The sequence below is a fragment of the Lysinibacillus sp. NPDC093210 genome (assembly GCF_044753985.1).
Lineage (GTDB): Bacteria > Bacillota > Bacilli > Bacillales_A > Planococcaceae > Lysinibacillus.
This window is the reverse complement of sequence record NZ_JBIVOE010000002.1, coordinates 599,686-614,227: the sequence shown is the minus strand read 5'-3', so window position 1 is coordinate 614,227 and position 14,542 is coordinate 599,686. Positions and strand designations below refer to the sequence as shown.

The 14,542-nt window shown below is 33.2% G+C and carries 15 protein-coding genes; 14 read left to right on the top strand and 1 reads right to left on the bottom strand.

Annotated elements, in window-relative coordinates; translation table 11 throughout:
• Positions 1-233 precede the first annotated feature (233 nt).
• Both ACIP9C_RS08485 and ACIP9C_RS08480 read left to right on the top strand, forming a co-directional pair.
• Positions 234-1,109 carry a helix-turn-helix domain-containing protein gene (locus ACIP9C_RS08485; RefSeq protein ID WP_401009649.1) on the top strand — a complete coding sequence of 292 codons (876 nt, stop codon included), beginning with the start codon at positions 234-236 and terminating at the stop codon, positions 1,107-1,109.
• A 123-nt stretch (positions 1,110-1,232) separates the two neighbouring features.
• Positions 1,233-1,397: a hypothetical protein gene (locus ACIP9C_RS08480; RefSeq protein WP_401009648.1), complete on the top strand. Its 165-nt coding sequence runs from the start codon at positions 1,233-1,235 to the stop codon at positions 1,395-1,397.
• Between the two features lie 55 nt (positions 1,398-1,452).
• Here ACIP9C_RS08480 and ACIP9C_RS08475 read toward each other — a convergent pair whose 3' ends face one another.
• Entirely contained in the window at positions 1,453-2,283 is an 831-nt protein-coding gene (locus ACIP9C_RS08475; RefSeq protein WP_401009647.1) for an alpha/beta fold hydrolase, read from the bottom strand.
• A 155-nt stretch (positions 2,284-2,438) separates the two neighbouring features.
• Between ACIP9C_RS08475 and ACIP9C_RS08470 the strand changes: the two genes are divergently transcribed.
• The 12 genes from ACIP9C_RS08470 (at position 2,439) to ACIP9C_RS08415 (ending at position 14,542) form a co-directional block, all read left to right on the top strand.
• The gene (locus ACIP9C_RS08470) at positions 2,439-2,567 is read left to right on the top strand and encodes a hypothetical protein (RefSeq protein ID WP_340826140.1); all 129 of its coding nucleotides are present in this window, start codon (positions 2,439-2,441) and stop codon (positions 2,565-2,567) included.
• 94 nt (positions 2,568-2,661) lie between these two features.
• Positions 2,662-3,432, top strand: coding sequence for a hypothetical protein (locus tag ACIP9C_RS08465; protein WP_401009646.1), 771 nt, complete (start codon positions 2,662-2,664; stop codon positions 3,430-3,432).
• A complete protein-coding gene (locus ACIP9C_RS08460; protein ID WP_401009645.1) occupies positions 3,429-4,646 on the top strand; it encodes a YcaO-like family protein in 1,218 nt (405 codons plus the stop codon). Before ACIP9C_RS08465 ends, ACIP9C_RS08460 begins: the two co-directional genes overlap by 4 nt.
• Before the next feature lie 12 nt (positions 4,647-4,658).
• Positions 4,659-5,363 (top strand): SagB/ThcOx family dehydrogenase, encoded by a 705-nt coding sequence (locus tag ACIP9C_RS08455; protein ID WP_401009644.1) that lies wholly within the window; start codon positions 4,659-4,661, stop codon positions 5,361-5,363.
• Positions 5,360-6,160, top strand: coding sequence for an arylamine N-acetyltransferase (locus tag ACIP9C_RS08450; RefSeq protein WP_401009643.1), 801 nt, complete (start codon positions 5,360-5,362; stop codon positions 6,158-6,160). The genes ACIP9C_RS08455 and ACIP9C_RS08450 overlap by 4 nt, the downstream gene beginning before the upstream one ends.
• 120 nt (positions 6,161-6,280) lie before the next feature.
• Positions 6,281-6,919: a DUF2268 domain-containing putative Zn-dependent protease gene (locus tag ACIP9C_RS08445; protein WP_401009642.1), complete on the top strand. Its 639-nt coding sequence runs from the start codon at positions 6,281-6,283 to the stop codon at positions 6,917-6,919.
• A 15-nt stretch (positions 6,920-6,934) separates the two neighbouring features.
• On the top strand, positions 6,935-8,170 hold the full coding sequence (locus ACIP9C_RS08440; protein ID WP_401009641.1) for an MFS transporter: 1,236 nt from the start codon (positions 6,935-6,937) through the stop codon (positions 8,168-8,170).
• A 416-nt stretch (positions 8,171-8,586) separates the two neighbouring features.
• Positions 8,587-9,030, top strand: a complete 444-nt coding sequence (gene cbpB, locus ACIP9C_RS08435; protein WP_340826130.1) for a cyclic-di-AMP-binding protein CbpB — start codon at positions 8,587-8,589, stop codon at positions 9,028-9,030.
• 67 nt (positions 9,031-9,097) lie between these two features.
• A complete protein-coding gene (locus ACIP9C_RS08430) occupies positions 9,098-9,985 on the top strand; it encodes a transcriptional regulator CcpC (protein WP_401009880.1) in 888 nt (295 codons plus the stop codon).
• 389 nt (positions 9,986-10,374) lie between these two features.
• Positions 10,375-12,765 carry a hypothetical protein gene (locus tag ACIP9C_RS08425; protein ID WP_401009640.1) on the top strand — a complete coding sequence of 797 codons (2,391 nt, stop codon included), beginning with the start codon at positions 10,375-10,377 and terminating at the stop codon, positions 12,763-12,765.
• On the top strand, positions 12,765-13,700 hold the full coding sequence (locus tag ACIP9C_RS08420; protein WP_401009639.1) for an ABC transporter ATP-binding protein: 936 nt from the start codon (positions 12,765-12,767) through the stop codon (positions 13,698-13,700). Before ACIP9C_RS08425 ends, ACIP9C_RS08420 begins: the two co-directional genes overlap by 1 nt.
• Positions 13,697-14,542 (top strand): ABC transporter permease, encoded by an 846-nt coding sequence (locus ACIP9C_RS08415; protein WP_401009638.1) that lies wholly within the window; start codon positions 13,697-13,699, stop codon positions 14,540-14,542. The genes ACIP9C_RS08420 and ACIP9C_RS08415 overlap by 4 nt, the downstream gene beginning before the upstream one ends.

Below are 14,542 nucleotides of genomic sequence, written 5' to 3'. Positions count from 1 at the left end.
GATCTACATTTACTTTAAATAACGCTCCTTGATTCTGCTCCTAATAATTTTAGTAGCAATAATTGAGTTATGGACATATTACTTTTTTATTATTAGAATAGTTATAATGATAAGGAGTTTATAGTAATAAACAATAAAACTTCTTCAAAAATATGCACCATGTGGGCTCTCATAGAAAAATGAAGTGATTTCGTAAGTATAAGAACTATATACTGTAGAAGAAAAGGAGAATTATGTTAGAACTTATTTCAAGTAAATTAAAAGAAGCACGTAAAGATAAAGGAATTACACAAGCGGAGCTAGCAGATGGAATTTGTACGCAAGCGATGATAAGTAATTTTGAAAAAGGTGAAAGTGTACCATCTAGTGTAGTGTTATTTAAAATTGCTCAAAAATTAAAGTTAGATATTAACTACTTCTTCGGACAAAATTCATTGAAAACAGATCATGATGATAATGAGGAAACAAAAAAATTAATAAGAAAACTAATTAGAAATCGAGATTATCAAGCTATAAATTATATAGTAAAAACGGAAAAAGAAAAGGCGAATTTTAGCAGTAATGAAGATAAACAGTTTTTACTATGGCATGAGGGCATATGTGATTTTTATTTAAATAAAGATAGTGTTAACGCTATAGATATATTAAATACGGCTTTAAAATTAACTGGTAAAGAAAATTATACCGAGCAGACTATAAGTATTAATAATAGTATTGCGATTATTTATTTTGAAGTACAGCAGTTTGAAAATTCTTTAGAGATCTTCCAAAAATGTAAATCAGAATATGATTTAAGTAATTTAAAAGAGGGTGTTCTGAAGATTAGAATTTTATATGGTCTATCTAAAACTTTAGTTGCTTTAAAAAGAGAAGAAGAAGCTATTTTAGAATGTAAGAAGGCGATTAAAATATGCGTTACAGAAGAGTCACTGTATTTATTGGGAGAGCTTTATTTCCAAATAGGAAGGAATTTAGTTATTTTAGATAGAGTAAAGGAATCAGAACAATATTTTGAGAAAGCGCAACATATTTTCGAAATTGAGGGAAATTATGAATTCCTTGATGTAATAGATAAAGTAAAATTGGATTATTTTACTGAAAAACGATAACAATAAGGGATTCCTGATTGCATTGCCGCTGTCGGGAATTTTTTAATAAGTAAATCTTTTATTAAAATACTTATTGAAAAAATCAAAATATTTATGTATAATATTTCAAAAGGAGGGTAATATATGAAGAAAATAATAACGCAATTTTTAGTAGTATCTACTCTTTTCGTAACTTTTATTAGTGGACCAACAACAAAACCAGCAACAATGGTGGACAGTCCTAAAAATATTGAAGTAGTCAATATTATAGAAGTTCTGGATATTCCTGATCTACCAAGTCAACACTAATCCTATGATGAAAAAGAAGCTATTCCTCCTATGTGGGGAATAGCTTTTTTCTTTATTAAGTCGACTGAACAAAATTATTAAATGCATCTTCTTCTTCGACAAAAGGATTATGACTACTTTTGTCAAATATCGTTAAGCTAGAATTGTTAATTGCCCTGGCGATTTCTTCAGAAAAAACTAAAGGACATTGTGTATCAAACCTTCCGCAATAAATAAAAGAAGGTATCTCTATTTCTTTTAAGCTATCAGTAATATCATAGTTTTTTAGTTCAGTAGATATAAAATAATCTAATCTTTTGTTTACTGCCTTTCCACTATTAGGACGAGACATTATGTTATCGTAATCTTCTTTTTTGTAAATGGACATTTGATTCCATTCTTTATTTAACGCTCTTCTTTCTTCTAAAGTTTTAGAAGGATCTTTAAGAAGGTTTAAAATTTCTAATAACCTTGAATTATTAGGATTACTTTTACAATATATGCTATCTGGATGAGACATATATTTTGACGATGCGGACAAACCACCTACTATAATTTTTTGTAAAGAATTAGGATTTGCTATCGCATAAATTAAACCCAACATGCCTCCAGCAGAATGACCAGCAAAGCTCCACTGTGACAAGCCTAGTGAAATTCTAATTGCCTCCAAATCTTTAACACTATTCATAAAACTATAGTCATCAGTAGATGTTGAATCGCTAGAGTTTCCACAGCCCCTTAAATTAACTAAATAGACAGTATAGTGGTTAGTAAATGGAGCTGCGAATATATTGCCCTTACTATTAAACTCTGTATATTGATGCGTTATACAAATTGGTTCACCATTTCCCTTTTTAAAATACTCAAAGTTACCTCGAGGGGTTTCAATTATATATTGTGTCCACATAGGGTGCCTCCAGTTGTTTTTATTTAATTATAACACCGTTTTAATAAGTTTATTTATAAAGCTTTTATTAAAATAAATAATTTTATAATTTAATAAATAAACTTATTGTAAAAATATTAAAAATTAGTATAATTATTTACAAGGAGGTGTTAAATATGAAATTAACAATTAAAAGTGTAGATGTTCAATCATTAAACACAAAAACTAAAAAAGATTCACAACAATTACTACAAGCTGGTTGCTGTTGTGGAGGTGGAAGTGAAGCTCGTCCATTAAAAAAATAAGAGCCAATATTTTTGTACCATCTAGATATAAAAATTTTAAAAAAGTAGCGAATTTTTTAATTTGCTACTTTTTTGTAACTTTGAGGTGATAAATATGTATATTCAATCAAACGGGGAACTACAACGTTTATCTGAAAAGCTAATATTTATTAATGATCGAGTAGGTTATGAGATAGATGGAGAAGGTGTTACAAATTTTAATCAGCTATTTCCTTATTTAACAGGTACCATTCCTCTGAAAAAAATAAGCGAATTAATCCATATGGAAGAGCATGAATTATTAAATAATATAAGTGATTTAGAGAAAGTTGGAATTGTTTCGATTAATGATGCTCCATTGTTGAAAGTGAGCATAGTTTCTGGAAGTTTAAATAGTGAAAAGCTACAACGAATTTTTGACATTCCTACTTTAAATCAAATTATAACTTTTACTAATTTAGAAAATATCTCATTAGAAAATACAGACATTGTAATAGCACTTGATAATGATGGTAGTAGTTTTTTTTCACAGGTACATAAACATTTAAGAGCTATTGAAGTCCCATGGTTAAAATATTCCTTTAGCTATTCTAAAATTTTCATGGGACCGATTTTCTTTCCTGATGGAGGTCCTTGTTACAATTGCTTCCAAAAACGTCTTAGTAGAGCCGAGGAAGAGCCTATAAAAAATAAAAGTTTAGGCAATTTAGATGCTTTTTTAGCGCCTTTTATCGAAAAGGAATTATTAAAGTATTGTAGAGCTAAAACGCCAACACTATGCTTTAATACTGAAATCGTTTTTGACGCTGAGGAACTTGAAATTAAAAAATATCCTGTATACCAAATGCCAGACTGTGAGTTTTGTAGGGGTGAGGTTAGTTTATGAGTAATCAAATAATAATAGAGGATACTTTAAGAGCAAGCTTTATTTCAACATTAAACGAAATTTACCCTTTGCCAGGGTCACCTAGGTTATTTCGCTATTTAGCAGTAATTAATGGTGATAATCATCATTTAAGTAGTGGCTCTGGCTTTTCAATAAGTAGGGAGCATGCTAAGTCTGCTGCAATTGGAGAGAGTGTTGAGAGGTATTGTGCTAATCAGTTTAATATGGAAGATATTTATATCGGAAAATATGCAGATATCAGTCATCAAGCACTTAATCCTACATTCATTACTCGATATACAGATGACCAATATAAGAATAATACGATGTACAAAGAAGTCGACGTTAATGAACCGAGAGCATGGGTTGAGGCTAAGGATGTAGTAGATAATAAAAAAATATTAGTCCCATTTGAACTGATTTTTTTAACTACACCTCCTAGTAATTTGCCATTACGGGATTTAATTTCTACTGGATTAGCATGTGGCCAAAATTTAGAGAAAGCAATTTTAAGTGGTTTTAATGAATGTATTGAACGAGATGCGTTTGTAAAATTTTGGTTACTTGGTTGCGTACGAGGAGAAATTGATTTAAATACGGTTCACAGCGAATATGTAAAAAGACTATTGGAGCTGGCAGAGAATAGTAATCTACAATTGAGGGTGTATGATATTAGCACTGATTTAGAAGTTCCTACAATTTTAACTGTTGTAAAAGTTAAAGGGAATGCTGGATTTTACTTAGGGTGTGCTAGTTCACTCGAATACTTGCATGCTATTAGAAAGTCAATTGAAGAAGGGTTAGGAGGATTTTCGATTTATTATGAGTTGATAAATCACTATAAAGAGCCTATTCCTAAAAAGCTTGATCATACATCTACTTTAGATGATCATCCACTATATTATTTAGCAGGCAATAATGATGAAATTTTATTGAAACTACTTCCTAGTTCTCTACCTAAAATGGCTGTAGAAGACCGTCATGTGCAATTCAATGACGCAGTTGAAAGGATTAATCGTCTAGGTCATAAAATATATTATAGTGAAATTACAACTCAAGATGTTAAACAAATGGGATTATCTGTTGTAAGAGTGATAATACCCACTTTGTGTTTTCTCTCAATTAATGATCCACTACTCAATTGCCCAAGATTACAAGAAACGGCTTCTAAATTAGGGAGAAAAATAAATCCAGAACCACACCCATTTCCATAAGGAGGGCTTTATTTGAAAGATTCATATGTATACGAGTTTTATCATAATAATTCAAAAAACTATCTTTCGCAAATTTTAAATGCTCCGGGGAAAAGTTTTAACATAGATAGTGATGGCAAACAATATCCACTAAGTAATAAAAATTATGGTGATATGTCGAATGTTAACGGAACGATAACAAGTTCCTTTCGAAGTTATGAAAAAGTGGATTTAAAAATGGATGTACTTTTACAAATATTAAAAAAGAGTTATTTTTTAGAGAAAAAGGGGGAAGAAATTAGATCTTTAACCCCTTCAGCAGGTGGATTGTATCCAATTGAAATGTATGTGCTAACATCTACTAGCCATTATTTAAAAGGAACATATCATTATCTTAGATCAGAAGCAAAACTTAATTATATACGAGATCCAATAGAGTTTGATTCATTTCTACCAATTAATAATAGTTTTGTTTATAGCGCTCCATTCGTCATAGTAATGACGGCAAGAATGGAAGAAATAATTAATAAATACGGAGCGAGAGGGTATAGATACGCTCTTCTTGAAGCAGGTCACATAGGTCAAAATATTTCTAGGGCTATTATGGATAATCCAGATTTAGGATGTTGTGCTATTGGTGGTTTTTATGATGACAAATTACATAGTGCACTTAATCTACCATTAGATGAAGTGCCACTATATTTATATTGTATTGGTCAAAAGGGGGAGTTTACATGAGGGCATATAGAGAATATTTAAAAATATTGAGCATCGATGAATCAACGCTCTCACAATTATCACGTTTTGACTTGCTTTCACGAATTATCTTAAATCATCAGTTAGCCATACCATTCGATACAGTTAGAAAATTGCAAGATTATAACGCTAAAAAAAATTTAAAAGAGAATTATGCAGATGTTAATCAATATATCCAATCTGTTTCTCAAAATGGTTATGGAGGGACCTGCTTTCATCTCACGTGGGGTCTTTATAATCTGTTACATTCACTAAATTATGAAGTGAAAATAATTAAATTAGAGGAACTGCATTTTGCTTTAGTGGTCAGCTACGAAGAGGAAGAGTTTTACGTAGATGTTGGTTTTTGGGCGCCATTATTTAAGCCTTTCCCATTAAGAGAAAATTGGATAGTAACAAATCATGTGCATTCTGTTGAATGGAGGTGTATGCCTGAAAATAAAAGCGGCACCCTTCTGTGTGGTGGAGAACCCGCAAAAAGGTGGGACGGAAGTTTCCTAAGTGTAACTGATTTTTGGCGTGAATGGGAAAATTCTATGAATGAAGATAATACCTTTCTTCAAAATTTATATATTAATAAATGGAAAGATAAAGATACTTTTTTATTTCTAGTTAACAATAGCTATAAGGAATTTTATAAAGGGAAAAAAATTAAAGATGTCCAGTATGACTATACAAATACAGTTGAATTAAAAAACATACTTGTCAGTAATTTTAATGTGGATGGGGACGATTATATTCATTTATTGGACCAACATTATAAAAGCAAGATGAGGTGAGTAGCTATAGTTAATGTAATTAATTTAATTGATAAACCTATTAATCAGGTAAAAGAAAAACTTGTTATATTTAGCTCAGCTTTAGATATCGATCAATTAATACTAACTGGTTTTAGTCAAATGATGCCTGAAAAAAAGGAAAACCTATACCATGATATCGAACATGAAGTGGCGACTTATATAAAATCAGCTAGTAAAAAATTAATGGAAGTGCCTACGAATGTGTTTCTTCTGCCTTTAATTACGACGGATGTATTTTATTTAGAAAAAATGAACGGAATTCTAGCACATACAGATGGGACATCAAATATTTTTATCTATTTAAATGTTGATAAAAGGGTGGATTCAAAATATATTCAAAGTATTTCCTTCCATGAATACCAGCATGTTGTTCGCAATACAATCGTTAAAAAGAAAGATCCTAAAACTTTACTAGATGTCATGATAGATGAAGGCTGTTCTGAATTATTTGTAGAATATGCTCTTGGTAAAGACTATGTTGGGGAATGGGCAACGTCTTTAAGTAACAATGAAATAAATCTGTATATAGAACGTTTTAAGCATAAGCTTTCTTTAACGAAAGCGGATGAGATTCAAAAATTTATGTATGGTAACACATTGGAATACCCATTGTGGTTAGGTTATTCGATGGGATACTGCATTGTTAATAACTTTATGAAAAAAGAACCACAAACACAATTCGAACATTTAATACGACTTAATCCTTATCAAATTTATTATAACTCTACTAGTAGATAGGTGATTAACATTAAAATGAATACAATTTCGTATATATGGAGAAAGTATCCGGATTTTAAAAGATTACAAATGTCCTCAATTTTTACTGGTTTAGGATCTTGGATTTCGTTTATAGGGATGCTTGTGTTATTAGATAAAATAACACAAAATGGGATACAGTTAGGATTGTTATGGTCAATAAGTGGACTTGCACCTATTTTATTTAGCTTATTTACTGGGGTTTTTGTAGATAGGGTGAATATTAGGAAGTTAATAGTATTTGCTGATTTTTTAAATGCACTGTTATTTTTAGTTTATATATTTATTCCACAATTCGATATGAAAATATCTTGGGTTTTATTTTTTGTTATTCGATTCATCATTGGAATATCAAATTCGTTCTCTTCTATTGCCTCTCAAAAAGTAGTGAAAAATATCGTAAATGGAGAAGATTTAGTTGTTGCTAACTCTTTAAGCTATACAATTACAAGTGTTATAAGGCTTACAGGAGCCTCAATCGGGGGACTAGTGATTTCATTTTTTCCGCTAGAGATAGCATGGATTATCGCCTCATTACTATATTTAATATCAGCAGTTAATATTTATTTATGTAACTGGAAGCATAGTGAGAAAATAAAATCAGAAAAGAATTTTAAAGAAGAATTTATAACGGGTTTAAAAGTTGTTCAGCAAAATAAATTAGTGGGGATTGTATTAATTTCTGCGTTAACGATGGGAATAATTATTGGTACCTTTAATTTAATGCTTCAGCAATATGTAACGAATATATATGAAATGCAAAATTATGGAATTAGCATTTTGTATTGTGCTGAAGGTTTAATTGCAATTATTGTTGGGTATAAAATAGCTCAGAAAAAATTTATGCTTAGCAATAAAATTAAATATAGCTTTATTTATGGATTGATTGGATTTGGCTGGATACTATTCGGTTTTACTAATGGTATATTTCAAGGCATACTTGCGCTAATTATATTTTCAATCGGCGCAGCTATATTAGCACCATTTGAAAGATATATTATGCAAACACAGGTTCCAGAAGATTTACAGGGGAGAGTCTTTGGCTTGTGGAATACCGTTACATTGGCTGCAATACAAATTGGCGCGTTATTTACTGGAATCATTATAGAGGGCTTAGGTATCAGATTTGTCCCAATCATAAGTGGTGCCCTTGAATTACTAACAGGTATCGTATTTTTTATTATTTTGAGTGCCAGTCACGCAAACAATTCTGACAATTATAATAATGTATAAAATGTCCTTTCCATATGCGAATACATTGTATAAAGCTGAGGATGAAATTTGTATATGGAAAGAGTACTGAAACGAATCAAGGGACGATTTGTGCTCCATACTATACTTAGAGAAAAACTTAGTGAAAAGTAAATAGGAAATTTAATTTACAAAACTACATAAAGATATTTTAGCATTACATACATAAATAGATATTACATTGAAGATGCATTATCTATGTAAATGAGGAGAATATAATAATATTCCTCCTAATATGCTTAGAACAGAAGAAGGTGTTAATGGGAAATGCCCATAATATGCGTTGTTTATAAAAAACTCTTCTTGACCTTGTCGTGGTCATATTCGGAAACATTGTGATATGATAAAAGAGAAGGATCCTGTTCTGCAAAGCAAGGACAGAAAAGGAGAAGAATTTCATGATTTCAACTAACAGCAAAGACTTATTAGCAATGCCAATTAGTGATTTTATTATTTCATCCGAAAAGGTCGCGCATGTACAAATTGGTAACAGTGCTGAGCATGCACTCCTTGTTCTAACACGTACGGGGTATTCATCAATACCTGTATTAGATATGAAATATCGACTTCAAGGTTTACTGAGCATGAAAATGATTACCGAATCCATTCTAGGTCTCGAACATATTGAATATGAAAAATTACCAGATATTAAAGTTGATACAATAATGGAGAAAAATATAGCCGTATTAAAGATGACGGATACATTCCAACGCGCTTTAGATTTGGTTATTAACCATGCATTTTTATGTGTTATAGATGAAGATGGTACATTTACAGGGATTTTAACAAGACGCGTTATTTTAAAGCAGTTGAAAAAATATATCTATCAAAAAGAAAAGTAGTGTAAGAGGGAGCTCAGATGAAAATCATGAGGTCCCCCTTTACTTGTATTGGAGGTTTAGGTAATTGATGGCAACAGAAGCGGAAATTTTGAAAGTTTTAGCTGAGGAACGCAATATGCGTAAGGCAGCGGAGCGGTTGTTTTTATCGCAGCCTGCACTTTCACAACGGTTGCAATCGATTGAAAAAGATTGGGGTGCACAGCTTTTTATTCGTTCACAAAAAGGACTAACAGCAACACCTGCTGGGGAGCACGTCATTGCCTATGCAACAGACATGCTCGCTAAAAAAGAAGAAATCTTTGAAATGATTCAATCCTTAACGACAAAAGTTAATGGGACACTAAAAATTGCTTGTGCTTCTATTGTAGGGCAAAACTGGTTGCCCCAAATATTAAAGGACTTTGTGACAAAATATCCAGAAGCTAAAATATCACTTATGACTGGCTGGAGCTCAGAAATTGTAAAAGCTTTATATGAAGGAGAGGCCCATGTCGGAATTGTGCGTGGTCAGGTCGATTGGAAAGGAGAAAAGATTCATCTTTTCCGCGATACACTGTACTTAGTCGACCAAGAATTAAAAACGATTGAAGATGTGTTAACGACTGATCGCCCATTTATACAATTCAAAAGTGATTCGAACTATTATCAGGAAATACAGCAATGGTGGCAACAGCATTTTGCTTCAAATCCAAGAAGACAAATTTTAGTGGATCAAATTGAAATTTGTAAGCAGATGGCGTTAAATGGCATAGGTTATGCTATTTTACCGTCAATCACATTAAATGAGCATGATAATATTAATAAAATCGCACTAACAAACGATGAAAAAGAATTCGGTTTAACGCGAGATACATGGTTAATTGGCTATGAGTCTTCTTTCGAATTACGACAAGTTGAGGCATTTGTAGAAGTTGTGCAAGATCATGCGCGATGTCTGTTTGACTATACAAAGTAAAGAATCCAATGCTTAAAGGGCTAGGACAAAAAGTGTTAGATTGATTGCAGTCAATCTAACACTTTTTTGCTGTGCTTAATAGGAAGGAGAACTACGAAATACTTTCTTCTGCCAAAGAAAAAATTTAGCAGAGCACACTAGTTGATGGTAGCGAAGGCGGTGACTCCTGCGGGAACGCACAGAACGTAAGACGCAACAAGCCGCGCGTTAGCGAGGGTTGCGGCTTACGGTGTGTCCGCGGAAAGCATCCGCCAAAGCGGACATCAGCAATACCCTAAATCTTAAGAGTTTATGAATATTCATGAAGATATCATAAGAAATGGAACAAAATGCCCGATAAAACGTATAATTATGTAATCATCTAAAAGTAAGAAAAAGGGGTTGAGCTTTTGAAAAAAATAAATATTACAGTACTAATACTACTCTTAATGCTTGTTGTAGGTTATGCTCTGCCTGTCTCCGAGGCGAGCGCGGCACCTACTTTAGAGGTACAAGCTAAGGCAGGGATTTCAGGAAAGGCTAAATATCAATCAGTTACACCATTGCAAGTAACGGTCAAAAATAATGGTGCTGACTTTTCCGGAGATATGGCCATCAATGCCTTTAATTCTTATCAGGCTGCATCAGCACTAGTCGTTCCAATCGATATAGCAGCTGGTGAAGAAAAAACATTTACCTTATATTTAGACAGCGTAGCTGACTACGGATATTCCGATGCCGATTTATTTGCCTTTTATGAGGGCGATATTGAAAAAGGGAAAAAGGTTGCGTATAAAGGAACAAAACGTTTACAGGCTAATTTTTTAGAAGCAAATTCAACATTTATTTATACGCTAACAGATAAAAGTGACCGCTTATCGGCATATTTACGATTATCACAATTTGTACCATCAAATAGTGTTGAAATTTTTAATTTAAATCAACTTAAGGATTTTACATTACCTGAAGTTGCGCAAGGTTTTGAGATGGCAAATATCATTGCAGTAGATGAGGTAGCCATTGCTGATTTATCACCAAAACAACAGGAAGCATTATTAAAATGGGTACAAGATGGCGGGACATTATTACTTGGAGGCGCTGAGCAAATCAATGCAACAGCGGGTGTTTTTAAAGACTATTTACCACTTTCATTATCCCAACAAATGACAAATGTCTCAGCAGATAGCTTAACAAAATTATCTGGAGGCGGTATTTTCACACAAGCAATACCTGTATATACAGCAACAGAAAACGAAGGAAGTATCCCAGTATTAAAGGACAATAATATTATTCTAGCAGCTAAGAAACAGGTTGGTAGTGGAGAGATTATGCAAACAACGTTTTCATTAGGAGATCAGCCTTTAGCATCAATGGATGGCTATGCGGCATTAACGGCGAAAATGCTAGATATTCAAACAATGTCTCAACAATCAACGATGCAAGGTCAATCTACGATGGATCAGCTTTCTTATGAGCTAGGTAGTATTAATGAGTTATTCCCATCATTTGAAGTGTCTGTTAGTTATATGCTCATCGTCATCATTCTTTATATTTTAGTAATTGGTCCACTCCTTTACTTCGTTCTAAAGAAAATGGATAAACGAGAGCATGCTTGGTGGTTGGTTCCTGCTATTTCTGTTGTCCTATCGATTGCGCTATTTATTTTTGGTGCAAAAGATCGTATTGTACAGCCACAAGTACAACAATCAGCATTTTTTAAAGTAAATGAAGATAGTAGCGTAAATGGCTATTATGTTGAATCGATTTTAACAAATCGAAGTGGTAATTTTGTTGTGAATGCTGATAAGACTACGACTGCACTAGCATTCCGTAACAACTATAATCTCTCCGGTGCAACGGGTTCATTACATGAATCATCGTATATTAAGGAGCACGCAAATGGTTCGACATTAACATTACGTGATTTAAGCTATTGGTCTGTCCAATCTTTTGGAGGGAAAACTGCAGCTCAAAATATTGGCAAAATGGATGTTGATATTACATTGAAAGATGAAAAGCTTTCAGGGACAGTTAAAAATAACTTCCCGTTCGCTCTAAAGGATGTCACTGTAATATCAGGCACGAAAGAAGTGAAGCTAGGTGATATTGAACCAAATGCCACACTAACGGTGGATAAAGAAATGAAAACAACGATTCTTCAAAAGCCTTCAAACTTTAATAATTATAATTATGATAATCCAAAAACGAAGGAAGAGGTTGACCCACTACGTATTGATCGTATGAAATCTCAAGCACTTCTATTAGTAGAAAATGAAAAACAACCAGTCATTACAGCTTGGGCAGAACAAGCGATTGTTGGCGTAGAACTTGAAACAAGCGTCAAGATGTCGCCTATTTCTTATTTTGTACAGCCATTCGATGGAAAAGTTGAAATGTCCGGTCCATTTACGATGAAACGCAACAACTTTTCGTATAATTTGAGCCCACAATCATCAAATGCCTTTTTTGATAAAATAGATGAGCAGTTAAATACTTGGTACTTGTCAGATGGCTTATACGAATTATCGATAGAGATGCCAGACAATTTTATGAGCTTCGTTCAATCTTTAAATGAGCTCACAATTTCTAATAAAGATGTTAAGCGGATGCAGCTTTCGATTTGGAATAATACAACGAATGCCTATGAGCCATTAGTTGATACAAAGCAGGTATTTACAAATGATATTACCCAGTATTTCAATGAAAAGGGTGAACTGCTTTTGGAAATTAAATTTGGACCAGATCAAACTGGAGAGCAGACAAAATTACCTGAAATAGAGCTGAAAGGAGTGGCGAAGTAATGATTGAGATTCGTGATTTAACAAAAAAGTATGGCTCCTTCATAGCACTAGATCATTTAAATTTATCATTGGAGGAAGGGGTAGTGTTTGGTTTTGTAGGTGCCAATGGTGCTGGGAAATCGACAACATTTTCGATTTTAGCAACATTGCTTTCCCCAACTTCAGGCGATGCATTGATTAACGGAAAAAGTGTCATTAAGGAACCAAAAGAAGTTCGTAAACAAATTGGCTATATGCCAGACTTCTTCGGTGTATACGACCAACTAAAGGTAGATGAATATTTAGACTTTTATGGTGCGAGCTATGGCATTGGAACGCAGGACCGTAAAGTACTGATACCGCAATTACTAGAGCTCGTTAATTTAACAAATAAACGTTTTGAATATGTCGATTTACTATCGCGAGGAATGAAGCAGCGTCTATGTTTAGCAAGAGCCCTTATCCATGATCCAAAGGTATTAATCTTGGATGAACCTGCTTCAGGATTAGATCCACGTGCACGAGTAGAAATGCGTGATATTTTACGAAATTTAAAATCCATGGGGAAAACCATTTTAATTTCCTCGCATATTTTGCCAGAGCTAGCTGAAATGTGCGATGAAATAGGCGTTATTGATAATGGTAAACTGATTGCCCATGGTAATGTTGCTACTATTCAGGCTCAGTTACAAGGGGAAAAGCGCATTGTTATAAAGGTTTCGGATTGTTTAAACGAAGTACGTGCATTTTTGGAGGAAGATCCACTTGTTTCTTCAATAGATGTGATGGACAATCGATTGGAAATAGCCTTTAATTACCGTGGAACGGACCGTGAACAAATTATGTTGCTTAAAAAAGCGATGCTTGCGGATCTACCAATTTATGCATTGAGTGAAGAAGAAAAAGATTTAGAGGATGTCTTTATGGCGATTACGAAGGGAGCGGACAGTCAATGATGGAAAGGTTTTATAACCCTGTACTTGTAAAAGAATTGAAGTTACGCTTCCGTTCTTTTAAAAGCTTTTCAGGTTTAATGTTTTATCTAGCGGTGATTTGTATTTTTATCGCGGGCTTTTTACTGCTAACGACTGGATTTACTGGCAAAGGATTCTTTAGACCTGATACAAGCTTTATGATGTTTGCTGTACTGACAATTTTACAAATGGCACTCGTTCTTTTCATTACACCGAGTTTAACTGCAGGGGCAATTAGTAGTGAACGAGAAAAGCAAACGTTAAATATTTTACTAACAACTACACAAAGCTCAACACAAATTATCATTGGTAAATTATTGTCATCAGTGGCGTTTTTAGTATTAATGTTAATCGCCGGGCTACCGTTGTATAGTTTAGTATTTTTATTTGGTGGAGTATCACCTTCTCAACTTATTTCAATCTTTTTATTTTACTTATTAACAGTTGTGGCAATTGGCAGTATTGGTGTTATGTTTTCAACTATTACAAAGAAAACAATTGTGGCAATGATAGCTACGTACGGCTCAATCATTTTCTTAGGAGGAATTACGGCATTTTTCTTCTTCCTATCAATGGCATTCCATCAAATGGGGAATACGATTGCAACAAGTACTTCATTTATGACATACTTTTGGGCATCTATTAATCCAGGCGCTTTAATGCTTACACTTATTTCACCATCTATGGGAGACGCGTTAACAGAGCTTAGCGGAGTTGAGTTCCCACTATGGATTACCTATTTAGTAATTTATATTTTAATTATCGTGTTAAGTTTATCGATTGCGATTAAAAAATTACGCGCCAATATGAAGAGTAATCGATGA

Coding starts and splice junctions, on each gene's coding strand:
- ACIP9C_RS08430 (WP_401009880.1), top strand. CDS start 9,098: ATGGCAACAGAAGCGGAAATTTTGAAAGTTTTAGCTGAGGAACGCAAT.
- cbpB (WP_340826130.1), top strand. CDS start 8,587: ATGATTTCAACTAACAGCAAAGACTTATTAGCAATGCCAATTAGTGAT.
- ACIP9C_RS08465 (WP_401009646.1), top strand. CDS start 2,662: ATGTATATTCAATCAAACGGGGAACTACAACGTTTATCTGAAAAGCTA.
- ACIP9C_RS08445 (WP_401009642.1), top strand. CDS start 6,281: ATGATGCCTGAAAAAAAGGAAAACCTATACCATGATATCGAACATGAA.
- ACIP9C_RS08450 (WP_401009643.1), top strand. CDS start 5,360: ATGAGGGCATATAGAGAATATTTAAAAATATTGAGCATCGATGAATCA.
- ACIP9C_RS08440 (WP_401009641.1), top strand. CDS start 6,935: ATGAATACAATTTCGTATATATGGAGAAAGTATCCGGATTTTAAAAGA.
- ACIP9C_RS08485 (WP_401009649.1), top strand. CDS start 234: ATGTTAGAACTTATTTCAAGTAAATTAAAAGAAGCACGTAAAGATAAA.
- ACIP9C_RS08475 (WP_401009647.1), bottom strand. CDS start 2,283: ATGTGGACACAATATATAATTGAAACCCCTCGAGGTAACTTTGAGTAT.
- ACIP9C_RS08480 (WP_401009648.1), top strand. CDS start 1,233: ATGAAGAAAATAATAACGCAATTTTTAGTAGTATCTACTCTTTTCGTA.
- ACIP9C_RS08415 (WP_401009638.1), top strand. CDS start 13,697: ATGATGGAAAGGTTTTATAACCCTGTACTTGTAAAAGAATTGAAGTTA.
- ACIP9C_RS08470 (WP_340826140.1), top strand. CDS start 2,439: ATGAAATTAACAATTAAAAGTGTAGATGTTCAATCATTAAACACAAAA.
- ACIP9C_RS08420 (WP_401009639.1), top strand. CDS start 12,765: ATGATTGAGATTCGTGATTTAACAAAAAAGTATGGCTCCTTCATAGCA.
- ACIP9C_RS08460 (WP_401009645.1), top strand. CDS start 3,429: ATGAGTAATCAAATAATAATAGAGGATACTTTAAGAGCAAGCTTTATT.